General features: G+C 58.4%; 23 protein-coding genes and 1 riboswitch. Of the genes, 12 read left to right on the top strand and 11 right to left on the bottom strand.

The genetic code is table 11. From position 1 onward, the window contains the following. Positions 1-18 precede the first annotated feature (18 nt). Complete coding sequence (locus B0G52_RS16230; RefSeq protein ID WP_233162724.1) at positions 19-903, bottom strand: pirin family protein; 885 nt, start codon at positions 901-903, stop codon at positions 19-21. Positions 904-1,204: 301 nt separating this feature from the next. On the opposite strand from B0G52_RS16230, the gene hmpA reads away from it, so the two are divergent. Beyond that, on the top strand, positions 1,205-2,428 hold the full coding sequence (hmpA, locus tag B0G52_RS16235) for an NO-inducible flavohemoprotein (RefSeq protein WP_094046143.1): 1,224 nt from the start codon (positions 1,205-1,207) through the stop codon (positions 2,426-2,428). On the opposite strand, the gene B0G52_RS16240 is transcribed toward hmpA, so the two are convergent. Next, positions 2,386-2,916, bottom strand: a complete 531-nt coding sequence (locus tag B0G52_RS16240; protein WP_094046145.1) for a Crp/Fnr family transcriptional regulator — start codon at positions 2,914-2,916, stop codon at positions 2,386-2,388. The genes hmpA and B0G52_RS16240 overlap by 43 nt on opposite strands. Positions 2,917-3,050: 134 nt before the next feature. Between B0G52_RS16240 and B0G52_RS16245 the strand changes: the two genes are divergently transcribed. From B0G52_RS16245 to B0G52_RS16260, 4 genes are all read left to right on the top strand, one after another. Next, positions 3,051-3,713, top strand: a complete 663-nt coding sequence (locus B0G52_RS16245; protein ID WP_094046147.1) for an aspartate/glutamate racemase family protein — start codon at positions 3,051-3,053, stop codon at positions 3,711-3,713. A 66-nt stretch (positions 3,714-3,779) separates the two neighbouring features. After that, positions 3,780-4,478, top strand: coding sequence for a ribose 5-phosphate isomerase A (gene rpiA / locus B0G52_RS16250; protein WP_094046149.1), 699 nt, complete (start codon positions 3,780-3,782; stop codon positions 4,476-4,478). A gap of 48 nt (positions 4,479-4,526) precedes the next feature. Continuing rightward, positions 4,527-5,549: a DUF2804 domain-containing protein gene (locus B0G52_RS16255; protein WP_094046151.1), complete on the top strand. Its 1,023-nt coding sequence runs from the start codon at positions 4,527-4,529 to the stop codon at positions 5,547-5,549. A 102-nt stretch (positions 5,550-5,651) separates the two neighbouring features. Further along, the gene (locus tag B0G52_RS16260) at positions 5,652-6,344 is read left to right on the top strand and encodes a hypothetical protein (protein WP_094046153.1); all 693 of its coding nucleotides are present in this window, start codon (positions 5,652-5,654) and stop codon (positions 6,342-6,344) included. A gap of 76 nt (positions 6,345-6,420) precedes the next feature. Here the strand turns inward: B0G52_RS16260 and B0G52_RS16265 are convergent, their stop codons facing one another. Next, entirely contained in the window at positions 6,421-7,077 is a 657-nt protein-coding gene (locus B0G52_RS16265) for a TetR/AcrR family transcriptional regulator (protein ID WP_094046155.1), read from the bottom strand. Between the two features lie 315 nt (positions 7,078-7,392). Here B0G52_RS16265 and B0G52_RS16270 point away from each other — a divergent pair, with 315 nt between their 5' ends. The 3 genes from B0G52_RS16270 (at position 7,393) to B0G52_RS16280 (ending at position 10,396) form a co-directional block, all read left to right on the top strand. Next, the gene (locus B0G52_RS16270) at positions 7,393-8,145 is read left to right on the top strand and encodes an SDR family NAD(P)-dependent oxidoreductase (protein WP_094046157.1); all 753 of its coding nucleotides are present in this window, start codon (positions 7,393-7,395) and stop codon (positions 8,143-8,145) included. Positions 8,146-8,176: 31 nt separating this feature from the next. Further along, positions 8,177-9,820 carry an FAD-binding protein gene (locus B0G52_RS16275; RefSeq protein ID WP_158223736.1) on the top strand — a complete coding sequence of 548 codons (1,644 nt, stop codon included), beginning with the start codon at positions 8,177-8,179 and terminating at the stop codon, positions 9,818-9,820. 120 nt (positions 9,821-9,940) lie between these two features. Then, entirely contained in the window at positions 9,941-10,396 is a 456-nt protein-coding gene (locus B0G52_RS16280; protein WP_094046161.1) for an SRPBCC family protein, read from the top strand. Between the two features lie 117 nt (positions 10,397-10,513). Here B0G52_RS16280 and B0G52_RS16285 read toward each other — a convergent pair whose 3' ends face one another. From B0G52_RS16285 to B0G52_RS16305, 5 genes are read right to left on the bottom strand one after another with little or no spacing between them, the layout of a single operon-like run. Then, positions 10,514-11,227: a GntR family transcriptional regulator gene (locus B0G52_RS16285; RefSeq protein ID WP_094046163.1), complete on the bottom strand. Its 714-nt coding sequence runs from the start codon at positions 11,225-11,227 to the stop codon at positions 10,514-10,516. Between the two features lie 11 nt (positions 11,228-11,238). Further along, on the bottom strand, positions 11,239-12,255 hold the full coding sequence (locus tag B0G52_RS16290) for a sugar kinase (protein WP_094046165.1): 1,017 nt from the start codon (positions 12,253-12,255) through the stop codon (positions 11,239-11,241). Continuing rightward, complete coding sequence (dagF, locus tag B0G52_RS16295; RefSeq protein ID WP_094046167.1) at positions 12,248-13,006, bottom strand: 2-dehydro-3-deoxy-phosphogluconate aldolase; 759 nt, start codon at positions 13,004-13,006, stop codon at positions 12,248-12,250. The genes B0G52_RS16290 and dagF overlap by 8 nt, the downstream gene beginning before the upstream one ends. Before the next feature lies 1 nt (position 13,007). After that, positions 13,008-14,111 (bottom strand): DgaE family pyridoxal phosphate-dependent ammonia lyase, encoded by a 1,104-nt coding sequence (locus tag B0G52_RS16300; protein ID WP_094046169.1) that lies wholly within the window; start codon positions 14,109-14,111, stop codon positions 13,008-13,010. Beyond that, a complete protein-coding gene (locus tag B0G52_RS16305) occupies positions 14,077-15,198 on the bottom strand; it encodes an amidohydrolase/deacetylase family metallohydrolase (RefSeq protein WP_094046171.1) in 1,122 nt (373 codons plus the stop codon). Before B0G52_RS16305 ends, B0G52_RS16300 begins: the two co-directional genes overlap by 35 nt. Positions 15,199-15,347: 149 nt before the next feature. Here B0G52_RS16305 and B0G52_RS16310 point away from each other — a divergent pair, with 149 nt between their 5' ends. Then, on the top strand, positions 15,348-16,187 hold the full coding sequence (locus tag B0G52_RS16310) for a CAP domain-containing protein (protein ID WP_094046173.1): 840 nt from the start codon (positions 15,348-15,350) through the stop codon (positions 16,185-16,187). 67 nt (positions 16,188-16,254) lie between these two features. Here B0G52_RS16310 and B0G52_RS16315 read toward each other — a convergent pair whose 3' ends face one another. Further along, the gene (locus B0G52_RS16315; RefSeq protein ID WP_094046174.1) at positions 16,255-17,148 is read right to left on the bottom strand and encodes a LysR family transcriptional regulator; all 894 of its coding nucleotides are present in this window, start codon (positions 17,146-17,148) and stop codon (positions 16,255-16,257) included. 120 nt (positions 17,149-17,268) lie between these two features. On the opposite strand from B0G52_RS16315, the gene B0G52_RS16320 reads away from it, so the two are divergent. The 3 genes from B0G52_RS16320 (at position 17,269) to B0G52_RS16330 (ending at position 21,529) form a co-directional block, all read left to right on the top strand. Then, positions 17,269-18,339 carry a branched-chain amino acid aminotransferase gene (locus B0G52_RS16320; protein WP_094046176.1) on the top strand — a complete coding sequence of 357 codons (1,071 nt, stop codon included), beginning with the start codon at positions 17,269-17,271 and terminating at the stop codon, positions 18,337-18,339. A gap of 121 nt (positions 18,340-18,460) precedes the next feature. Further along, a riboswitch (cyclic di-GMP riboswitch) is annotated at positions 18,461-18,549 on the top strand. Positions 18,550-18,612: 63 nt separating this feature from the next. Further along, positions 18,613-20,502, top strand: a complete 1,890-nt coding sequence (locus B0G52_RS16325) for a flagellar assembly protein A (protein ID WP_143762573.1) — start codon at positions 18,613-18,615, stop codon at positions 20,500-20,502. Positions 20,503-20,527: 25 nt separating this feature from the next. Further along, entirely contained in the window at positions 20,528-21,529 is a 1,002-nt protein-coding gene (locus B0G52_RS16330; protein WP_094046180.1) for an HD-GYP domain-containing protein, read from the top strand. 693 nt (positions 21,530-22,222) lie between these two features. Here B0G52_RS16330 and B0G52_RS16335 read toward each other — a convergent pair. Next, entirely contained in the window at positions 22,223-22,909 is a 687-nt protein-coding gene (locus tag B0G52_RS16335; protein WP_094046182.1) for a class I SAM-dependent methyltransferase, read from the bottom strand. Continuing rightward, on the bottom strand, positions 22,896-23,903 hold the full coding sequence (locus tag B0G52_RS16340; protein WP_094046184.1) for a MerR family transcriptional regulator: 1,008 nt from the start codon (positions 23,901-23,903) through the stop codon (positions 22,896-22,898). Before B0G52_RS16340 ends, B0G52_RS16335 begins: the two co-directional genes overlap by 14 nt. Between the last annotated feature and the right edge of the window lie 19 nt (positions 23,904-23,922).

Here is a 23,922-nt window from a genome sequence, read left to right on the forward strand (position 1 = left end):
CTGTCTTAATCCGCGAAATCAGAAGTTGGGACGGCCCATTTTCCCCGCCTGGAAATCCTTGAACGCTTCCACCAGTTCCTCGCGGCTGTTCATGACGAACGGACCGTGCATGAAGACGGGCTCGTCGATCGGCTCCCCACTCAGGAAAATGATCACTGCATCGTCGCTTAACCCTTCGACGGAAATTTCTCCGCCCTCGTTTCGGAACAGCGCGAAGTCCCCTTCCGTCACCGTCGTTTCTTCGTTGATCTGCACCGTTCCGCGCAGCACCAACGCGCCCGTATTAAAGTTGGCCGGAAGCTCGAAGCTTGCTTTGCCGCCTTTGGTCAGCGCCATATCGAACAGATGGATCGGCGTGAACGTGCTTGCCGGGCCTTTGGTGCCATTGTACTCCCCGGCGATGACGCGCACCTTGCCGCCGTTGTCCGGCAGGTCGACGCAGCCCATTTTGTCCTTCGTCAGCTCCTGATATTTCGGCGGATGCATTTTGTGTTCGCGCGGCAAGTTGACCCATAGCTGAATCATCTGGAACAAGCCTCCGCGTTTCGAAAACTCTTTCTCGTGATATTCCTTGTGGAGCAGGCCGGAGCCGGCGGTCATCCATTGTACGTCCCCGGGACCGATAACGCCATGGCTGCCGTAGTTGTCGTGATGCTCGATATGCCCTTCGTACGCGATCGTCACGGTTTCGAAGCCGCGGTGCGGGTGGGCGCCGATGCCCTTGACCGAATCCGATGGCGGAAACTCGTAAGGGGCGTTATAGTCCATCAAGAGGAAGGGGCTGAACTTCGCTCCGAAATCCTGGCCGGATGGGAAGTAGTTGGACACTCGGAACCCGTCTCCGACCATATGGAACGGCGCCCCCCGATACGTGCCTTGGATGCTGCGGTAAGCTGTCATCATGAATCTCTCCTCTCTCGAATTAAATCTTAAATTAATAAATCTTAATTTTAAGATATATGATCTCGACGATTTCGTCAAGCCCCCCTCGTGACCGCGCCAATAGAGCCGTGACGTGGGCTAATTCGTCGCCAACGTCCCGTGCCAGCGCCCGTAGTACCGCCCCACGAGCCAATCCGCCGCCACCGTACTGTCCATCCGCCGTCAACGTTTGTTGCTTTTTCGTGTGATCGAAGTCACACGGCGCCGGAGGAGCGGTGCCTATACTGGAATCATTCGCATTTACAGAAAGTGAGGAGACAACATGTTAAGTCAACAAAGCATTGCCATCATAAAATCCACGGTTCCGGTGCTGGAGGTTCACGGCACGGCGATTACGAAGCGCTTCTACCAGATGATGTTCGCCGAGAATCCGGAGCTGCTCAATATTTTCAACCACGCCAACCAGAAGCAGGGCAGGCAGCAAACCGCGCTTGCCAACGCCGTCTACGCGGCCGCGCTGCACATCGACAAGCTGGAAGCGATCCTTCCGGTCGTCCGCCAGATTGCGCACAAGCACCGCAGCCTGGGCGTGAAGGCCGAACATTATCCGATCGTCGGCAGGAATCTGCTGGCCGCGATCAAGGACGTGCTCGGAGACGCGGCGACGGAAGAAATCCTGAACGCTTGGGCGGAAGCCTATGGCGTCATTGCCGACGTATTCATCAGCGTGGAAGCGGAGATGTACGAACAGTCGGAGAAGCAGCAAGGAGGATGGGCCGGCTTCCGAACGTTCAAGGTGGCCAAGAAGGTCCGGGAGAGCGACGTCATAACGTCCTTCTATCTTGTGCCGCAGGACAGCCAAGGAATCGCCGAGTACGAGCCGGGGCAGTATATCAGCATCAAGCTGGACATTCCCGGCGAGTCCAACACCCATATTCGCCAGTACAGTCTGTCGGACGCACCCGGCAAGCCGTATTACCGCATATCCGTCAAGCGCGAAGACGCGTTCTGGGATCGTCCGGCCGGCAAAGTATCCTGCTACCTGCACGAGCAAGTCGACGAAGGAAGCACGCTGTTAGTGTCGGCTCCTGCAGGGGATTTCACGCTCGATACGGAGGATGGCCGTCCCGTCGTCCTCATCAGCGGAGGCGTAGGACTGACTCCGATGGTCAGCATGCTGAACACGCTCGCCGAGAGCGGTACGAGCAGACAAGTTACCTTTATCCATGCGGCTCGGAACGGGGATGCGCACGCCATGCGGAAGCAGGTGGAGGAACTGGCCGCTCGTCATCCGAACGTTAGCGTCCATTGGTGCTACGAGCAACCGACGGAGCAGGATCGGGAAGGACGCGTATACGGCAAGGAGGGCTACATCGACTTGCCATGGCTGCAGTCGCTCGTCCCGACCTCCGATGCATGTTTTTATTTCTGCGGGCCTGTGCCGTTCATGAAGACCGTCTATCGGATGCTGAAGGAATGGGGCGTGTCCGACGAGGATGCGCGTTACGAATTTTTCGGTCCGGCCGGCAGCTTGGCTTCCGCCTGAGACCGGAGCACCCGATTGACCGTTTCCCGTCTTAAGCCGACGAACTGCGCGATTTCGTCCTGGGTAAGCAGTTCGGTAAGCGGAACGTCCTTGAAATAGGAGGCAAACCAGTCCCGAAGCTTGCGCAGCTTGTCCGCGGGCGCGACCTCCGTCAACTGGTCGATTCGTTTCTGCATCATTCTTAGCTTATCCTGAAGAAGAAGGGCGATGTCGCGGCATTTGCCGGGATTGGCTTCGAGGTCACGGTACCACGCCGCGGCGGGAAGAACCTCTACTTCGCAAGTGACGAGCGCGATAGCCGTGCCGTAATTCGGGTTCGGACTGATCAATGAATGATGCGGGATGATTTCGTTCGGGACGATGATGTTGACGAGCGTGGGCGTTCCGTCCTCGTGAAGCCTGACGATTTTCAGGAGCCCGCTGACGAGACGATACAGAGATCCCGAATCCCCTTGCCGGAACAGGATCTCGCCTTTATGCAAAATCATGATCGCATGAACTCCTTCGTGCTATTCGGAGCGGAAGCCGTGTCACGGGCTTCTCGCTCTTTTTTGTCCATTATATCAGGTGCGGCGCGATGTGATACAATCGGAGCAAACAAAGAGACGGGAACGATACGCGGATGGAAAAAACAATCGGTTGTCTTCACGCCCACCACTCCAATATCGGGCACATCGACCGGACGTTGGCGGGACTTGGAGCGGAGCTGCTGCACTATGTCGATCCCGGCCTGGTACGCCGGGACTCCCGGGACCCGTCTTTTCGGCGGGAAGATGTCCGCAGGCGCGTCCGGGAACAGGTCGAGTGGATCGGGCACAGCGGCGCGGACGCGATCCTCATCACCTGTACCCAATATATCGCGGCGCTTCAGGAAGATCGTCCTTCGACGCCCGTTCCGGTCGTGGGCATCGATGAGCCTTTCTTCGATTCGGTATGCGGCTTCGAGGGGCCGCAGCTGCTGCTGTTCACGAATCGGGCGACGGTGGAAGGGACGATGGCGCGGCTGCAAGCGTACGCATCCGCAACGGGGCGGCGGCCTGATGTGGATGCGCGGGTATTGGATGGTCTATTCGACCTTGTGATGCGGGGAGAGCAGGAGCGGCATGATCGCGAGCTCTTCGAACGTATTCGGGAGCAAGCGGCATCCGAACCGGGCAAGAGACTGTCCGTTGCCCAATTGTCCATGACTGCCGCGGCGGACAGAGCCGGTTCCGAGCTGGGCGCCCCGATCGGCCATGCACTGGAGAGCCTGGCTGCTCGGATGAAAGAAACGCTCCGAAGGTAAATCATGCTATAATAATGATCAGGCAATTGAGGGGTTCATTCACATTAATCGAAGCGAGGTTTGTTCATGGCTTGGGAAAATAAAATCGCGACTACGCTGCAGTGGACGAAGGAAATTTCCAACAGGGAGCAGAAGGAAGCGGTTGCGGCGAAGATCGCCGAACGCGTGCGGGACGGGGACGTCATCGGCGTCGGTTCGGGCTCGACGTCGTACCTGGCGCTGCTGGCTATCAGCAAGAAGGTGAAGGAGCAGAAGCTGAACGTGCTGGCGATTCCGACGTCCCACGAAGTGTCGCTGACCTGTTCGATCATGGGGCTGCCGACCTCGACTCTGCTGAACGCGAGACCGGACTGGTATTTCGACGGCGCGGACGAGGTCGATCCTAACAAAAACCTGATCAAGGGCCGCGGAGGCGCGATGTTCGCGGAGAAGCTGGTCATGAAGAGCGCTCCCGAGAGCTATATTCTCGTCGACTCCTCGAAGTTCGTCTCTTACCTGGGGGAGAAGTTCGCTGCGCCGATCGAGTTCGATCCCCGCGCGGTGAATTTGGTCGAGACGGAGTTGGCCAAGCTGGGCGTTAAAGACGTGCAGATGCGGATGGCGGTAGCCAAGGACGGCCCGGTCATTACCGAGGCCGGCAACTTGATTTTGGACGTGCGGTTCAACAAAATCGAGGACGGCTACGAGAAAGAGATCAAGTCGATTCCGGGCGTCATCGAATCCGGCCTGTTCATCGGCTACAACCCGGAGATTCTGACGACCTAAAGCCGGAGCAGGGCGAACGAGACCATTGTCGAAGCGAGGAGTCTGTTCATGGGCGCAAGAGAGATTACGGTTCCGACCGATCTGTGCGATACCGCCGGAAGGCTGTCCCCGGATAGCGTCGGCTGGGCGAGGCATCCGATTATTCGTTCCAACGTCGCCGGGAGTCCCCTTCGCAAGAAGAAATGGAACTATTGGTGCGTCACGAGCCCCGAGCTGCTGTTTTCCGTCACGATCTCTCATCTGGATTATGCGGCGGTTCTGTTCGTTTACGCGCTGAATTTGAGGACGCTGCGTTTTCGGGAGAAGACAGTGCTTGCGCCTTTCGGAATCGGCTGTCGGATGCCCGATGAGGTGAACGCTTCGGTTCGTTACGACGGCAAGGAGCTGGCGATATCGTTCGAAGAGCTTGGGAACGCGACGAGAATCAAGGTGGAGGCTCCGAATTTCGGAGGCCGAGGCCGGGCTCTGTCCGCGGATCTGCTCGTTCGCCGACCGGAAGGGCACGAGACCCTGAACGTAGTCGTGCCTTGGAGCAAGACGCGGTATCAGTTCACTTCCAAGCAGGAGGCGCTGCCCGCCCAAGGACAGGTCCGTTGGGAAGAAGAGACGTACGAGCTGTCGGAAGACGAGTCGTTCGGCTGTCTGGACTTCGGCAGAGGCAAGTGGCCTTACCGCGCGAACTGGAACTGGGCGGCGGCTTCCGGCAGATCGACCGGGGGCCGTACGGTGGGCCTGAACCTCGGCGGACAGTGGACGGACGGAACCGGCCAGACGGAGAACGGGTTCGTCGTGGACGGACGACTGTCCAAAATCCATGAAGACATCGTCTGGACGTACGATCGCGGCCGCTACATGGACCCTTGGACGCTTCGGACGGCGGGCTCGAACCGGGTGTCGCTCGTCTTCGAGCCGCTGTTCGAGAGAACAGCGAAGACGAACGCGCTGATTATCCGGTCGGAAGTCCATCAGATGATCGGAACGTTCCGGGGCAGCCTCGTCGCCGACGACGGGGAGACGATCGAGATCGACGGACTCCTCGGCTGGGCGGAGGATCATTCGGCCAGTTGGTGATATTTTCGCAAACGCATGAACCTTATATTCCGACACAGCAAGCCGACTCCGATGAACGACAGGGTCGGCTTATTTGTTTTCACTGGAGGCGTTGAATCGTTCATGAAAAGGAAAATCGCATTCGCAGCGTTGGCGCTATCTCTGATAGCGGCTGCAACGGCGGTCGCCAGCGACTCGCTTAAGTACAAGGACATGCCTGTAAGGAAGTTGATCTGGAACGGGAAACCTGTGCAGAGCAAGGATGTTCCGGTCGTCGTGATGGACGGTCGAGCGATGATCCCTGCGTATTTGTTGCGATCCGTCGGATATTCCGTTACCTCTTCGGGCGATAAGGTTGTTGTGGAGTCGGAGGACAGGGATCGGAAATACTTAAACAATATAGGGATATTGAACTCGTTCAACAAGCTGCTAACGGGGCTGAGAGAGTTGGACGGAGATCTCTTATTGACTGCTGTCGGGCGACAAACGGATGGAGGGGAAATTGGCAAAGAGACTGTAAAAGAGATTAATGAACGGATGAACGCTTTGCAGCAGGAGTATGCGGAAAAATCCAAACGGTTGGATGAACTCATGCCGATCATTGACTATCCGAGCGCCATCCCTAACGGATCTGCTGAAACCATGAATTTATATCGGCAAACGGTCGAGAGTTGGACGAAGTACGCGGCGTCAGGCTCCGAAGAAGATTTGAACGGGTTTCTATCGCTCCTTCGAGAAGCACAGCGAGCGCTTAAGTCTGCTCAACTGGCCGTTGACGATTACGCCAACAAGAACTTTGCAAAACTAGAGCAGTGAGGTCTATCGAAAAAAATACCGTATATGCAACAGACCCGGCTCCGCTCCCCAATTGGACGCAAGCCGGGTTCTTTTTTTACGACCGATTCCGCAAGTAATCCAAAATCATCCGCTGCAAGATTTCAAGCTGCCGTTCCGCTTCGAGATCCGACACGAACGTAAGGATGTTGTTCTGAAGCGACAGCTTCCGTGAGAAAATGCCGAATACGTTAATGATCGTCGTTAACGTCTCGGCGACAGGAACGTCGGAACGGATCGAGCCGTCACGTTGGCCTTCCTGGATGATCTTGCTGTATTCGCGCGACGTTGCCCGGTAAATCTCGTTAAAGCTCTCGATGTCCTCCAGCGGTTCCAGAGAATGCGCCGCGTAGCTCTCGAAATCCTCCATGAACTTGATGTTCGGATTGTCCGGCCGCTTCACGTCGGCGATGAAATAATCCATCAGCCGTTCGATTTTCTCCAGCGCCGTTCCCGGCTCCTCGGTCACCTTCCGGAAAGCTTCGAACGTCAGTTCCGTCCGTTTGGCCGCGACGGCGACGACCAGCTTCTCCTTTTTCGGGAAATACCGGAACAAAGTAGCGATGCCGATATTCGCCTCCTTGGCGACATCCTGCATCGTCGTTTTCTCGATTCCCTTCTGGACGAATACGGTCGTAGCGGCGTCTACGATAGCGATTGCGCGCTGTTCCTTACCGTCGTTTCTCTCCTGCTGATACCTCGATTTCGGATCCATTTCCGCTCAAACCTTCCCTGTCGACTCAAACTCAACGTATGAGTAATTATAAGCGTTCGCCCTCTTCCAGCTCAAGGAGGGTTTGAATTCTTTCTTATCAATGATATAATATGAATCATAGTGATAGTTTAACTATCATTATCTCGAGAGTTCATGAACGAATCGGGAGACGGGAGGCGATCGGCACATCGGAGGCGGTATCGTTCAACGGTTTCGCCGCGAAGGGAAAGCGTTTCCAATATTGGGTTGCGTGCAGACAAGCCATTCACGATTCGAAAATACAAGCAGCATGACAAACAAAGGAGATGCGTAAACATGGGAGTACTGGACAACAAAGTAGCGATCGTAACGGGCGCAGGCAGCGGCATGGGGCGCGAAGAGGCGCTGTTGTTCGCGAGGGAAGGCGCCACCGTCGTCGCTACCGATATCAACGAGACTGCCGTGCAGAATGTCCTCAAGGAGATTGAAGCGGAAGGAGGTCAAGGAATCGCCTTCGCCCATAACGTGTCCTCCGAGGAAGAGTGGAAGCGGGTCGTGGACGCCGTCGTCGGCAAGTACGGCAAAGTGGACGTCCTCGTCAACAACGCGGGCATTTCGCTGGCGGCCGGACTTCTGGAGACGACGATCGAGCAATGGAACAAGGTCATGAACATCAACTTGACCAGCGTGTTTCTCGGCATGAAATATGTCATTCCGCACATGCAGGCGAACAAAGGCGGATCGATTGTCAACATCTCCTCTATTGCCGGTCTGACCGGAAGCAGCGGCGCGGGCGCGTATACGGCGTCGAAAGGCGGCGTGCGCATGCTGACGAAAGCGGCGGCGGTCGACTTCGGCAAGGACAACATCCGCGTCAACTCCGTGCATCCGGGCTTTATTGAGACGCCGATGAGCGCCGAGTTCGTCAACAACGAACAGATGCTGCAATGGTTCCTGATGCAGACCGCGCTGCCGAGAGTCGGCCAAGCGTCCGAAGTCGCGCAAGCGGTGCTGTTCCTGGCTTCCGACGCGTCGTCCTACCTGACCGGAATCGAGCTGCCCGTCGACGGCGGCGTCACCGCAAAATAACGAACCCCGACAGCGAGAGGAGACGATGCAAATGCCAGCGAATAAGCCGAAGCAATGGGACCGCGAAGTGGACGTAGTCGTAATGGGGACAGGGGGAGCGGCGCTCGTGTCCGCGATATTGGCCCACGACCAGGGCGCGAAGGTGCTGATTATCGAGAAAGCGGATCAGATCGGCGGAACGACCGCCTTTTCCGGAGGCGTGCCGTGGATTCCGATGAACCGCTATATGAAGGAAGCGGGCATCGAGGACTCGCGGGAGGAGGCGCTGAAGTACGCCAAGCGTCTGACCGGAGGCAAGGAACCGGACCCCGAGCTGGTCGAGACGTTCATCGACAACGGCTACAAAATGATCGACTATCTGTACGAGCATACGCCGGTCAGATTTTCGATTCCGAAAGGGTATCCCGAGTACTACGCGACTCTGCCCGGGGGCAAGCCGACGGGCGGACGCTCGCTCGATCCGGTGCCGTTCGACATGAACCAGATCGGGGAGTGGGCGTACAAGGTGCGCAACAATCCGGCTTTCCCGCCTCTGACGCTGGAGGAGGGAGGAGCGGTTGGCGGCATAGACTTCGTGAAGATCGCGGAACGGATGGAAAATAACATCGTGACGATGGGACGTTCCTTGATCGCTTCGCTGTTCAAGGCGGCGCTCGATCGCGGCATCGAGACGTTGACCGGAACGCCGGGCAAGGAGCTTGTCCTGAACGACGCGGGCGAAGTGATCGGTCTCGTCGCCGAGCAAGGCGATTCCAAGCTGTACATCGGCGCGCGCAAAGGGGTCATTCTCGCTTCCGGCGGCTTCGAATGGAATAAGGAGCTCGTGAAGGCTTTCTTGAAGGCCGAGGTCACGCATCCGCTCTCTCCGGCGGGCAACGACGGGGACGGCCTTGTCATGGCGATGGAGGCGGGAGCGGCGCTGGCCAACATGAGCGAGGCGTGGTGGTATCCGGCGATGCAGGACCCGACGTTCGAGTACGAGGATCGCGTCCTCAATCAGCTCGGAGGGGGACGCATGGGTCCCAACAGCATCATTGTCAATCGCCATGGGAAACGTTTCGTCCATGAGGGCGTGACGTACAACGATATGCCGAAGGCGTTCTACGAGTATGATCCGGTCGCTTTGGAGTGGCCGAACGAGCCTCCGGTGTGGATGATTTTCGACCAGCAGCTGAAGGATCGCACGATGATCGTGACGATGATGCCGGGCGAAGACGCTCCCGATTGGGTGGACCGAGCGGACAATCTTCGGGATCTGGCCGCCAAGATCGGGGTCGACCCGGACGGGCTGGAGCAGACGGTCGCCAGATGGAACGAGAACGTGCGTCAAGGCGCGGACCCGGACTTCGGCAGAGGGACGACCTTCTTCGAAAACCTCGGCGGCGGAGGAGGCAATTCGGAAGCGAACCTCGGGACGATCGAGCAGGCTCCTTTCTACGCGCTTCCGGTATACGCCGGAACATTGGGTACGAACGGCGGCCCTCGCATCAACGCCGACGGGCAAGTGATCAGCTTGCGGGGCAAACCGATTGCGGGACTGTACGCTGCGGGCAACGCTTCGATGGGCATCATGGGGCAAGCGTACGCCAGCGCGGGCGGGACGCTCGGACCGGGAATGACGATGGGTTACTTGGCGGGAATCGCGGCGGGACGTTCGGTGTCGAGGGAGATTTGAGGTCGGACGAGGATACGCGAGGGAACTGACTGATTGAACTTGGTCGCCAGACGAGGAAGAGTGAGGGGCAATAGACAGATCTGACCTGACCGTCAGACGAGAAAAAGGAGTTGAACCGTTATGCCAAACGGAATTCATACGATAGAGCTTCCTGTCGCGATCGATAGGATATGGGACTTTGTCAGCGATATGAACAAGTGGGCGCCGCTTGTACCAGGTTACATCGAGCACGAAATTCTGAGCGAGCGCCAATCCACATGGGCTTTCAAGGGCGATCTTGGCTTTATGAAGAAAACGGTCAAGCTGAAGATCGACATCAAGGAGTGGCTCGAGCCGACGAAAGTAACGTTCGACCTGTCGGGACTGTCCGACAACTTCGGGGGCAACGGGTATTTCGAGGCGGAGGCTGTGAACGCCAATACGACTAAAATGACCGGTTACCTGGACATTACGGCTAAAGGCGCGATGGGACCGATGGTCAACTCGATTCTCAAGTCGTTCGTGCCGAAGACGGCTCAGGAGCTCTCCGAAGCGATCGCCGGACGGATCGAGGAAATCGAGAACGTCAGAGCATAAACGAAAGGCGCCGTTCCGGCAGGGGACGGCGCTTTTCGTGTGGGGAAGGGAGGGCGGCGAACAGCTAACGTTCCGCCAGACCGTCGAAGCGCCCCGCCCCTACCCTTTTAGCCAGAGTCACGCCTCGTAGTGGACGAGATACGGCTGAAGCGCCGTATTGTAGTAGCCGACGCTGTACTCGGCGACGTCGCCCGAAGGCTCGCGGGAGTAGCGGGAGCGTCTCAGCAGATGCGTGCCCGGCTCCAGCTTCAGCAGCTCGGCGACGCGGGCGGGAGCGATCGCGATCTCGAAATGGTCGCGAAATTTCGCCAGCGCGATCTCCTGCTCCTCCAGCAAGCCGTACAACGATTGCTCATCCGAATCAAAGGCCGCTACGTCGCCCGTGCGCGAAGTCAAATAGTGCGTGTAATGGATATACGGCACATCGTCGAGGAAGTACAAGCGTTCGATGCATACGCACCGGTCCCCGAACAGCCGATAAGGCTCTGAGCCTTCTTCGTTGCGAACCGTCTCAGCCTGGAGCAGCCGCTTGCGAATGCGGTGGCCGTCCTCGACGAGAATTTCGGTGAAGCTTTTCTGCTTGGACAGCCTGGAGGTGGACGTGTTGCGCAGCACCTTCGTGCCTTTGCCGCTGCCTTTCTCCAGATAGCCTTCTTGCACGAGCTCCTGAATTGCGTTGCGCACCGTAATTTTGCTGACCTCGAATTCCTGCTCCAGCTGAGGCTCCGAAGGGATCAGTTCCCCGAGCGGATAGACGCCGTGCAGAATGCGGTCCTTAATCATATTTTTGATTTGTTGGTATAGCGGTTTCCGATCCCGTGACAAGGCCATAGCGGAATATCCTACCTCTCTACGTCGCCTGCCGCTTGCGTCATCGCGCGCACGATTTCCCGTTCCGATGCCATCGGCGTATCCCCGACGGTCGTATGGGCCAGCATGGCTGCCGCTGCCGCGTAACGAACCGTGTGATCCGGAGCGAAGCCGGACAGCTCTCCGTGCAGAATTCCGCTCGCGTAGGCGTCTCCAGCCCCAATTCTATCATAAACGGCGAAGGTCAGCGTATCCGAATAGTTGAACCTTCCGTCCTTGTACAGGTAGCCGCGCAAAGAATGCGTGTTGTCCCCGTTCACGGAACGATGCGTTCCCGCCGCCGCGGAGATGCCATAGCGGCTTGCGACCTGCGGGACCAGCTCCTCGAGCTGCTCTTCGCGCGTCGTTCCGGTTGCAGGCAGTCCCAACACGTACATTGCATCCTTCTCGTTCATCAGCACGATGTCCGCCAGCCCCAGCATTTTCTCGTAAAAAGGCTTCGCCTTCCCGTATCCGTCCTCGCCCCAGAGCGAGGGGCGATAATTGCAGTCGAAAGCGACCAGTCCGCCCCGCGCCTTCATCGCTTCTGCGAAATTAAGCATATGGCTTCTTACCGCGTCGTTCATGGCCAGCGTAATGCCGCAGAAGTGAGCGACGTCGAGCTGTTCGGCGATGCCGGCGAAATCGTAGGCGTCTTCCGGAGCCGTATTGAAGCTGCTCTCCAGCCGGTTCGTGTAGGTGACTCGGCTCGGCCGCGCGCCGAAGCCGTTTTCGAGAAAATACATGCCGATATAGCTGCCGCCCCGTGCTGCGAACGACTGGGCGATGCCCAGCTTGCGCAGATTGGCCGCCGCCGCGTCGCCCAGCGGATTGTCCGGAAGGCGGGTAACCAAGTACCCGTCGTGTCCGAAGCGAGCCAGCGCGGAGATCACGTTCACGCCCGTGCCGGAGAAGGAATAACCGAGCGTGCTCGCTTGGGACAGCAGATCGTATCCGGGCGCCTGCAGGCGCATCATCACTTCTCCGAAAGCCGCGATTCGCTTACCCATTGGCTCCGTCCACCAGTCTCTTCGTGATGGCCAGCAGCTCCTTCACGTCGGCGACGTTTGTCTTTCCCGTCTCCTTGTCGATAATCGAGGAGTACACGTGGGGAATCACATGGGGCACTCCGGCGTCCAGGCAAATTTGCAAAATCTGCTCGTAGTTGTCCATCTCGATGCCGCCGGTCGGCTCAAGGGCGAATCCTTCCTCGCCGCACGCGACTGCGACGGCTTTCAGCTCTTCCACCCGGCTAAGTCCGTTCATCGGAAAATACTTCAGCGCGTTGCCGCCCATATCCCTCACGAGAGCGATGGCGGACTTGACCGGAATGATCGCATGCTCCGATTGGGCCGCGCTGAACGGGCCTGTGGAGATGCTGACATAGCCGGGACGGCCGGTCGGCGAGACGAGCGCGTTAATCCAGCTGTCGCGTCCGCCCAGATTGGCGCGGGTCGCGCCTACGGCCGGGAACACCTGGTTGATGTGGCTGCCCGCATAGCTCTTGGCGATCTCCACGACGACCGCCGCCTGGCGGTTGTCTCCCGCGCCCAGACCGATCGATACGGCGTCGTCGATCGCTTCTCCGTACTGCTTCATCGCCGCAGCCGCCTCTTCGGCATTAGGATAAGCCTTGGACAGCACGCCGACGAGGACGTGGCCTTCGGCTGCGTCGAATACTTCCTTGGCGTTCTCGATATCTTTGGCCAGCACGTTCAGAGCGACGCGGTCGTTGTACAAGCGTTTGGATAAGTTGGACATTTTAAAGACCTCCCGTAAGTTCTCGAATTCTGGATGCGATAACCTCGATATCGTCGCCTTGAAGCGGACGGGGATCGATATCGAAATAGCCTTGCTTCACGCCGTAGTCCCTCGTGTAGACGGCGATATCGCCGCCTTGCAGCCCGGCGACGACTTGTCCGGCGTTCGTGCCCGACGCGGTCGGATCGATCTTCACCCGGGCGCGGAAAATCGCTCTTCCCGCCTCGTCCTGAACGATGGACACCTGCACGCCCGGAACGTCGTTCAGCGGCATGAGCGTCTGCAGCGCGGCTTTCTCCCGCTCGCTGTTGTCCTTCTTGTCGACGTATTCGTCCAGCGCCTGCAGCAAGCCGAAGGAAGACTCCTTCCCGACCTTCATGCTCCGGCCGATGCCGTGAAGCTGGACCTTCAGCCATTCGATATATTGCCGCTTGCCGCCTACGATGCCGGACGTCGGTCCTTCGATCGCCTTGGAGCCGCTGTAGATGGCAAGATCCGAATAGCGCACATACTTCTGCAGATCTTCTTCGGCCGCCGCGTCCACGATCAGCGGAACGCCGCGGCGCTGCGCGACTTCCCAGGCTTCCTCGACGGAGATCATGTTTTTTTGCACGCAGTGGTGCGATTTCACGTACAGAATGGCCGCGGTGTTCGGCCCGATCGCATCTTCGATGTGGAAAGCCTTGCCTTCGTTGGCGTATCCGACCTCGACCAGCTTGCCTCCGCCCAGATACACCATCGTCTCCACCGGAGCGCCGTATTGAACGTTATGCCCCTTCAGAATGATGATTTCGTTCATGGCGATCGGTTCCTGGTGCAGGCGTTCGCTCAGCCGGCGATTGCCTTTCGTGACGACGGCGGCCACGGACAGCGCGATGCCGCTGGAGGCCGAGTTGACGACGACGGCCGCTTCGGAGCCCAGAATGCGCGCGATATAATCCCCGGCCTTGTCGACGAGATCGGCGATCTCGACGTACTGCTGGCCGCCGCGCTTCATCGCCTCCATAACCGTGTCGGTCGGCGCGGACACGCCGAGAATGCTCATGCGCCCGCTGGCGTTGATCACCCTTTTAAGCCCGTACTTCGCATTTAATGAACTTGTCACCGGCAATCACTCCCCTTGGTTCGATAATCTTATGAGCGTTTCGTTCTTCTCCCTCGGAATCGATCAGCGTCGCAGGTTTGTCCTCGACCGAGAACAGAGTCAGATTGGCCGGATCGCCGACCTGAATTCGTCCGAGCTCGGGCTTGCCGAGCCAGCTCGCGGCGCGGACCGTCACGGACGCGATAACTTCCTCCAGAGAGTAACCCAAATGCAGAAACTTGGACAGCACGTTCGCCAGGCTGTACACAGGCCCGTTCTGCCGATTGCCTCTGTAGATGTCCGTGCTGATCGTATGCGGGCGGATTCCCGCTCTCCCGGCGGCTTCGGCCGTTCGGAACGAGAAGCTGGCCGTGCCGTGCCCGATATCGAGCCTTACGCCTCTGGCCAACGCGTCTTTCAGCGCCTGGATCGGCTGCCCGCTTTCGTCGAACAACCCGTTTTTCTTCCCGTGAAAACAATGAGTGACGACGTCTCCCGCCGACAAGAGACCCATGATCTCGCGAATATCCGGCGGACCCGAGCCGATGTGGACCATGAGCGGCAATCCGGTTTCGTCGGACAGCTTGCGGGCCAGCCAGAGCGGCTCCAGACCGCTGTCCCCGACGACGCTGCGGCTGATTCGCGCCTTGAAGCCGACGATCGAATCCGGATATTCGGAGGCGGTGCGAGCGGCGAGAGCCGGATCGATCCACTCCAGCCTCGACAGCTCGTCGATTCTGGACAAGCCGATGCGCGAGACGTTCAGGAACGCGAACAGCCGGGTCGCCGCTCGTTCTCCGCTGGCGATCAGCTCTCCGATCCGATCGGCCCCGCAGCTTCCGGCGTCGACGATCGCCGCGACGCCGTGCTTGACGCCGATCTCGTCGATGTCGTCTCCGTACGGATCGAATTCCGGGAAGGCGTGGACGTGCAAGTCGATCCAGCCGCTGGACACGTAAGTTTTTCCTTCGTAATCCGTACCTGCTATGTCCGAATCCGCCGACGGCGTTCCTCCCGGAGAAACATCCGCGATAATCCCGTTTTCTACGGCAATATCGACAAGAGAACCGTCCGTCAGCCGAAGATTGCGCAAAACTAGCTTCTGCAAATGATATCACCCGATTTCTGTTCAAGATGTCTCTTTAAACAATATAACGTTATAATGTTTAATTGGTCAATATCAAAGCCAACGGATGGTTTGCTCAAGCTTCGGGAAAAGTAACGGGGACAAGAGACAAAAGGGAGGCCTTTTTACTTATGAAGAGATTGGCAATCATCGCGATTCTGCTGCTTCTGGCCGCTTGCGGCAATCAAGGCCACGACATGAAGCAGCAAATGAAACAGCAGTCCAAAAGCCAGCCGCAGCTTCAGGTCAGCGCGACGGATACAGAAGTTCCGGTCAACAAATACGTCGTCCAGAGCAACGAGTCCATCCAGGACATTGCCAGCAAGTACCATGTCAGCATCGAAGATTTCCTCCGGGCCAATCCCGACTTGCTTAAGCTTGTAGGAGGCGGCGGGGGCAATTACGGGAACCCGAACCAAGGCGCCGGACAGGGCTGGGGAGACACGGGCCAGGGGCAGACGGGCGCACCGCGGACGGGAACGCCGCAGACTGGAGCTCCGCAGAGCGGGACGGGCAATCCGGGAGCGGGCTTGAACGAACCTCTTCCTAACAACAGGGAAGTGACGATTCCGTCCAGTGATTCGATGACAGGTTATGAGCTCGAAGTGCTGAACCTGACTAACGCGGAGCGTCAGAAAGCCGGCCTTAAGCCTTTTTCCGGCGATTACTCGAACTTGAACCGATCGGCGAGAGCCAAGTCGGAGGATATGGCGAAAAACAACTATTTCTCCCACACGTCTCCGACGTACGGCGATCCGTTCGCTATGATGCGCAATTTCGGCGTGCAGTATCAGTCCGCGGGGGAAAATATCGCCAAGGGGCAGCCGTCTCCGCAGCAAGTCGTCCAAGCCTGGATGAATTCTCCGGGACATCGCGCCAACATTATGAATGCTTCCTATACCCATATGGGAGTCGGATACGTGGCGAATAACGGTCAGCCGTGCTGGACGCAGCAGTTCGTTTCCAAATAACGTTCGTCCACGGAGGATACCCGGCAGACCGTTCAGGTCCCGGGTATCCTTTCTTCGCGTCGGCGGGTCAGCTTTGCTCTACCAGCATGTCCATCAGATGCCGGGCGCTCTTGGAGAGATGGCGGTCCCGCAGCCAGACGACGCCGATGTCGCTGTGGAAACGCGCGTCCTCGATCTCGATTAGCGTGATGCTCGGAGGCTCGAACGAGTTCATAACCGACTTGGGCAGAATCGCCGCTCCGATTCCCGCAGCGACGAGCGAGATGGCGATGGCAACGCTGGAGCATTCGCTGACGATTCTGGGCTCCAGGCCGAGCTGCTTGAATTGCTGGAACACCTGGTTGTGCATTCCGGTCGTCCGATCCGTCTTCAAGGTGAGAAAAGGAAAACGGGCCAGCTCCGCCATCGTCATCGCCCGTCTGTCCGGCGGGCGCCATTCGGTCGGAAGCAACGCGACGAAAGGATCGGACGGCAAGGGGAGCGCCGAATAGTGCTGCGACTGAAAGTCGGATTGGAACGGGAGGCGCGTGACGATGAATTCGAGATCGCGATTTTCCAGCAGCTCCCCGAGCAAGAAATGATCTCCCTCCTGAATCTTGAAGGTGACCTGCGGATACTTCTCCGTGAATCTGCGGAGGACGGGGGGCAGGAGCGAGACGCAGGAGACGACCGCCCCGATCGACAGGACGCCCTGCACGCCCTCTCCCAGCTCCTGGACGTAGGTGATCGTATCTTCGAATTGCTTCATCAGGGCAAGCGCGCGGTCGCGCAGCATTTCTCCGGCTTGGGTGAGCTGCAGCCGCTTGCCGTTGCGGTCGAACAGCACGACGCCGAGCTCCTGCTCGATCAGCTTGAGCTGGCGGCTGAGCGGAGGCTGCTCCATATTGAGCTGCTTGGCCGCGCGGGTAATCTGACCTTCGTGCGCAATCGCGAGAAAATAACGAAGCTGGCGCATGTCCATGTCGAAAACCTCCATACTTTAAAGGTATGCATCACCGATAAAACAGATATTATCAATATACATCCGCCTCTGGTATCATTCAAATATAAAGCGCGTTCAATCAAGGAGGAATATTCGGACATGGTTCACGCAATCCCGGTACAACGGACGAACGCACCCAAGGAGAAGCCGGAAGCTTCGACGCTCGTCTTCGGCAAGCATTTCACGGATCATATGTTCATCATGGAGTACGACGCCGGCCAAGGGTGGCACGATCCCCGCATCGTCCCTTACCAGCCGATCTCGCTCGACCCGGCCGCGAAGGTGTTTCACTACGGCCAGACCGTTTTCGAAGGCATGAAAGCCTATAAGACGCCGGACGGCCCGGTGCTGCTGTTCCGGCCTTTCAAAAACCTGCAGAGACTTAACCGATCCAACGCCCGCCTCAGCATCCCGCCGATCGACGAGGATTTGGCGATGGCCGCGTTGAAGGAGCTTCTCAAGGTCGACGAGGACTGGATCCCGACCGATGAAGGCACGTCGCTGTACATCCGCCCTTTCATCATTTCGACGCATGCTACGCTTGGCGTATCTCCGTCGGAAAGCTACTATTTCATGATCATTCTGTCTCCCGTGGGCTCGTATTACGCGGAAGGCATCAACCCGGTCACCATCTACGTGGAGTCGGAATACGTACGCGCGGTGACGGGCGGTGTAGGCAACGCCAAGACGGGCGGCAACTATGCGGCAGGGCTTAAGGCGCAGGAGGAAGCTTCCGGCAAAGGCTATTCGCAGGTGCTGTGGCTGGACGGCGTGCACCGCAAATATATCGAAGAAGTCGGCAGCATGAACGTCTTCTTCAAAATCGCCGGCAAAGTCGTCACGCCTGCGCTGAACGGAAGCATTCTCGACGGCGTCACGCGGGATTCCGTCATTCAGGTGCTGAAGCATTGGGGCATCGAGGTCGAGGAGCGGACGCTCTCCATCGATGAACTGGTCGAGGCTTACCGCAAGGGTACGCTGGAGGAAGCGTTCGGCACCGGAACGGCCGCCGTCATCTCGCCGATCGGGGAGCTGAACTGGCAGGGAGACAAGCTGACGCTGAACGGCGGACGCACGGGCCCGCTGTCTTCCAGAGTGTACGACTTTATGACCGGCATCCAAAGAGGGGCGGTTGAAGATCCGTTCGGCTGGGTCGTAAAGCTGGATTAGGCGGCACGCGATAAATCTCTTGAAATTATTGCGACTATAGACTTATAATTGATATCGATGCGTGACGTAAATAGGTAACGATATTCAATTATTCTAGTCATATATACATCGAGGAGACGCATACACGAAAAGGCAAACCCTTCGAAAGAGGGGGACGCAAAGCTATGGGCCTAAAGAACTCTCCAGTTCAATGGCTGCCAGGCCGCCGAATGGAGCGTTAAGACACCATCCCATTCGGGAGGGTGTCTTTTTTGTTGTCGCGAGGTGTTGAGCTTGAACAAGCAAATATCCGAAGCCGAGCTGAAGAGGTTGATCCATCAGCTGGACATCGGCGGCGAGGACGCGGACGGGGAGGAAGACGCCTCGGCCGCGCCCGGCGAGAGGGACGAGAACGGACAACTCGTCAAGCAGGACGGTTCGATCCGGATTCGCAACCAGCAAATCCACGTTCAGGATCCGATCGCAGGGGGAGAATATGCCGTCATCTATCCGATGAGCCCGGTCAGACTGTTCGTCAACGAGCAGGAAGTCGTCTGGGAGGCCCCGGTGCGGGCTTCGGACCGGATTTCCTGGAAGGTGGAAGAGCAGCCGTTATTCGAGATAACCATTTCCGAGGACAAGCTGCTGGCCCATCTGCGGCTGTTCGCGACGGAGCGCTATGCGTCAAGGCTCGTCGACGCCGGACCCGATCGGAGGGTCATCGTGCGCGCGGAGGACGACGAGAGCATCGTGCTGAAGACGGTGCAGCTCGCCGACGTGGTGGCGAAGCTCGAGGAGATGTCGATCAAGTCCCGGATCGAATTCGCCGCCATTCAGCGAGAGCTGCTGGAGCCTACCTACGAGCCGATTGTCGTGGCCAGCGGCAAGGCGCCGGCGGATGGCGAGGACGCCAGGCTTGAAATCTATTTCGACCAGCAGGTGCGCAGCGAGTTCTTCGAAGTGGACGGCGCGATCGATTTCCGCAACCATCTCCGCATTCCGACCGTGCAGAAGGGCGATCTGATGGCGCGGAAAATTCCGATGGTGGACGGAACCGCCGGATACGATGTGCTGGGCAACGTCACGCTGCCGAAGCCGCCCAAGGATCTGTTCATTCTGGCCAAGCCGAACGTGGAGCTGACGGCGGACGGAAGAGTGATTGCGAGAAAGCAGGGAAGGCCAAGAATCACGGGCGGGAAAATCAAGACGCTGGACGTCTCGACCTCGTACGTCGTTTCGGGCAACGTGGACATCTCGACCGGCAACATCGTTTTTTCAGGGGATGTGATCGTCTGCGGCGACGTTACCGACAACATGATCGTCGAGTCGCTCGGCAACGTATACGTCTACGGCCATGTGTTCAATTCGACGATTACGGCGACGGGAAGCATCAACGTGCGGGGCAACGTCATTTCGAGCCGGCTCTACTCCGGTTATTTCGGCGTGTTGTTCAACCGTCTCTATCATACGTCGAAGCAATTGTGCGATTCGATAGAGAAGCTGCTCGCGGCCTCCAAGCTGCTGGAGGAGGCGCTCGAAGCGAAACGGCAGCCGGTGCGGTTCGGCCAGATCGTGCAGCTTCTGCTCGAGACGAAGATGAGGGATATTTTGCCGGCGATCAAGGAGCTGCAGTTCGTCATCTCGAACATTCGCAATATCCGGCAGACGGAATACGAGAAGCTGAAGGAAATCTCGGAAATGTTCACGAAGCCGACGAAGCTGATCGAATCGGCGACCCGGGAGTTCGTTCAAGGCTTCCTCGCCCTGCTTCAGGACACTCACGGGGAAGTGGCCCGGATGCAGGAGGAGCAGGTGGAGATCAGCATCAACCAATGTCAGGGCGGCGAGCTGAAATCCAACGGGGACATCGTCATCCATCGCGACGGCGTGCTGCTCTGCGAGCTGTTCTCCGCCCGGAACATCGTCTTCCTCTCGGAGCAGGGGATCTGTCGGGGCTCGCGTCTTGACGCCGGCGACAGCATCCGGGCGTCGATCGTCGGCGGACAGACCGGGGCCATCTCCGTGCTGAAGGCCAGGCGCAAGGTGCAAATCCGCAAAATGTACTCGGGAAGAATTTGTGTCGGGAAGTACTGCAAGGACGTCTTCGAGCCGATCGAGCAGACGATCTTCGACGTTCAAGCCTTGAAGAGATATTCCGAACCGGACGACAAGCGTGCAACATAATGACAAGCAGATGGTGGGATAAAACATGCTGGCAGGTCAACTGAAGACATACGTCGGAATGAGGGTCAACCGCAATATCTACAACGGCAGCGGAACGTTGATTGTTCCCGTCTCCCGGGTGCTTACGGATCGCGACGTCAATCTGCTTGCGAGGCAGGGGATCGCCTTGAGCGAGCAGGATGTGGAGGCCGTGTCGGTCGTCCATCTGGTCGATTCGGCGGTTCGGGAGGTGCGGGAGCTGTTCGAATACGCCAAGCAGACGGACCGGATTCCGTTCGCGCGCGTCCGGGAGCAGATCGTTCCGCTCATCCTCGAGCTGAGCAATCACCCGAACTTGAATCAGATTTTTCGTTATCTGGAAGTCCATGACGAGTATGTCTATCGCCATAGCGTCGCGGTGGGGATACTGTCGAAGTTGATCGGCAAGACCAAAGGATTCGACGACGGGGAGCTGCTGGAGCTCACGATCGCGGGCTTCCTTCACGATATCGGAAAATCACGGGTGCCGGGAGCAATTCTGAACAAGCCGGGGCGGCTGACGGAAGAGGAGTTTCGCATCGTGAAGGAGCATACGGTGTTCGGCTACGAGATTTTGAAAAAGTCGGACGGCGTCCCCGAGCGCTACGCTTACGTGGCGCTGCAGCACCACGAGCGCGAGGACGGGAGCGGCTACCCGCTCGGTCTCCGGGGAGGCTCGATCGACGTGTTCAGCAAGATCGTCGCCGTAGCCGACGTGTTCCACGCGATGATGTCCAAGCGGGTATACAAGAGCCCTCTCCCGCTCTTCCAGGTGCTGAAGGAGCTGGCGGACAACGTCTACGGCTCGCTCGAGCCCGGGATCACGATCGCCTTCCTCAAGCGGATCATGGACATGCTGATCGGCAACCGGGCGGTGCTGACGGACGGGCGCGAAGGCAGAATCGTCATGGTGAATGCGGGCGATCCCGTTCGCCCCGTCGTCGAGGTGGACGGGCAGTATATCGATCTGAGCGTGGAGCGTTCGATCGAGCTGGACAGAATCATCTAGTAGAGCGCCCCCGAAGTAACGTAACCAATCTAGGCTGACTCAGGCTTGCTGAGTCGGGTTGGAGCATCGAAGGGGACGTCAGAGTAGCTGCAACCGCGCTGAGTCGGGTTGGAGCAGCGAATGAGCTGGTAGAGTCGCTGCAACCGTGCTGAGTCGGGTTGGAGCATCGAACGAGCTGGTAGAGTAGCTGCAGCCGCGCTGAGTCGGGTTGGAGCGACGAATGAGCTGGTAGAGTAGCTGCAACCGCGCGGAGTCGGGTTGGAGCATCGAAGGGGACGTCAGAGTAGCTGCAACCGCGCTGAGTCGGGTTGGAGCGGCGAATGAGCTGGTAGAGTAGCTGCAACCGCGCTGTGTCGGGTTGGAGCGACGAAAGGGCCGGTAGAGTAGCTGCAACCGTGCTGAGTCGGGTTGGAGCATCGAATGGGGCGTCAGAGTAGCTGCAACCGCGCTGAGTGTGGTTGGAGAGTAAGATTGCATCGGCTTCGAGCGCAATCGCATTTTACTTCTGGAATGCTCTACTAGGGCGTGTGCGCAACCCACTCAGAGGCATCTATCGCCGCCTTTTCGCCCCCCCTGCTGCGTCTCTTTTGCTTGACGTACTTCCGGTACGCCTTCACAAAAGTTCCTTGCATGGAACGAAAATTCGGCAACATCTGTTATCCTCGGAGGTTGCAGACACGCCCTAGGCTTCGGTCACAGCTTCAGCCACCAGACGCCCGCGCATTCGGGCAGGCGGGAGAGCTTGTCGGCCGCGACCCGGTCGGCGAGTTCGTCCCCGAAGAAGAAGCGGGTCAGCCGTTCGGCTTGGCCGGCGTCGTCGAACTCGTAGTCGGTCCGAATCCAGCGATGGGAGAAGCCGTACGCATCCGTCAGCTTGCGATAGTAGGGAAGCAGAAACTCCGGCGGAGTCGGGATTTCATATCCGGTGCCCATCGTCTCGAAGAGGATGACCGTGCCTCCCGGACGAAGGACGCGCTTGATTTCACCGATGACTTGCTCCAGGTTTCGCTCCCAATCGGGAACGTTGACGCTGGCGAGATAGCAGACGCTCCAGCCCGCGACGATCAGATCGGCGCTGCCGCCCTGCAGCGGAAGCTCGCGGTGGTCGGCGACCCGGACCGACCAATTGTCGAGGCCGGCAGCCCGGAGTCGTTCGGCTGTGACGCGGAGCATCGCCTCCGCGGCATCCAGGGCGACCAATGAGTTGGCAACCGGGGCAAGCGCGGCCGACAACCTCCCGGTTCCGGCTCCCAAGTCGACGACGTCCAGTCCTCTGACGGGGACGATTTCCTCGATAACGGACAGCAGGTCGGGCTGCCTGGCGATCATTTCGTGATATTGCGCGGCTTCTTCGCGATAAATGGCCTCATGATTCGGCATAGCTATTTTCCTCCTTATAGGCGATTAAGACGTGCAGGCGCTCGTTCAGGGAGTGGAGATCGGCGGTATACCCGTGTTCCGCGAACCAACGGGACAGGGCGCGGGCGGAAGGATAACCGGAGCGGACTTGGGCGTGCTCCTCGGCGTCCATCAGATCGGCGATCGCGATGCGCCCGGGCGGTTTCAGCACCCGGTCCATCTCTTCCAGAGCGAGCCCCTGCTGGTCTCCGGTCAGATGATGGAACGCGAAGCTGGAGACGACGAAGTCGAACTGCTCCCGAACGTACGGAAGCGCGAGGAAGTTGCCGAGCCTCGTCTCCATGGCCGGGTGCTTCGCCTGGCACAGCCGGAGCATCTCGCGGGACTGGTCGACGCCGGACATCGCGCACCCCAGCTCCAGAAACTTGCCCGCCAGATTGCCTGTTCCCGTTCCGATGTCGAGTCCCCGCTCTCCCTTGGCCGGACGGATGAGCCGGACGATCCGCTCCAGCGCTTCCCCGTAATCCGCGTAATTCCCCTCGCTCGCGGCCACCCGCTCGTCGTGGGTCGGCGCCAGTCGGTTGAAGTCCCATCGGTCCTTCCAATTGACCCGTTGTTCCCTGAGCCGCTTCGAGGCGCTGGCCAGTCCGAAAATATGCTCGAGCGGCAGCGAGCGTTCGTTCTTCAGCAGCTCGATCATACGGTCGGTCGTTTCCACGATTTGCTTGATCTGCAGCCACTCCGACATCAGAATCGACCGCTGGAGCTCCAGGTAATACTGGAGCTCCTCCATGCCGTCGGCTTCCCATTTTTCCAGCGCCTGCTTGATGTCGGACAGGGACATGCCCGATTCTCGCAAAGACACGATCGTTTGCAGCCGCCATATATCTTGCTCCGAGAACGTGCGGTAACGGTTGGCTTCCTGCTTGGCGGGCGACAGCAGGCCCTTTTTCTCATAAAAGCGAATGGCCCGCGGAGTGATGCCCAGCTTGTCCGCCGCTTCTTTGATATTCACGCCGATTCCCCCTTGGCTT

Origin of the sequence: Cohnella sp. SGD-V74 (assembly GCF_003001675.1) — a bacterium.
In the GTDB taxonomy this organism is placed as follows: Bacteria; Bacillota; Bacilli; order Paenibacillales; family Paenibacillaceae; genus Cohnella.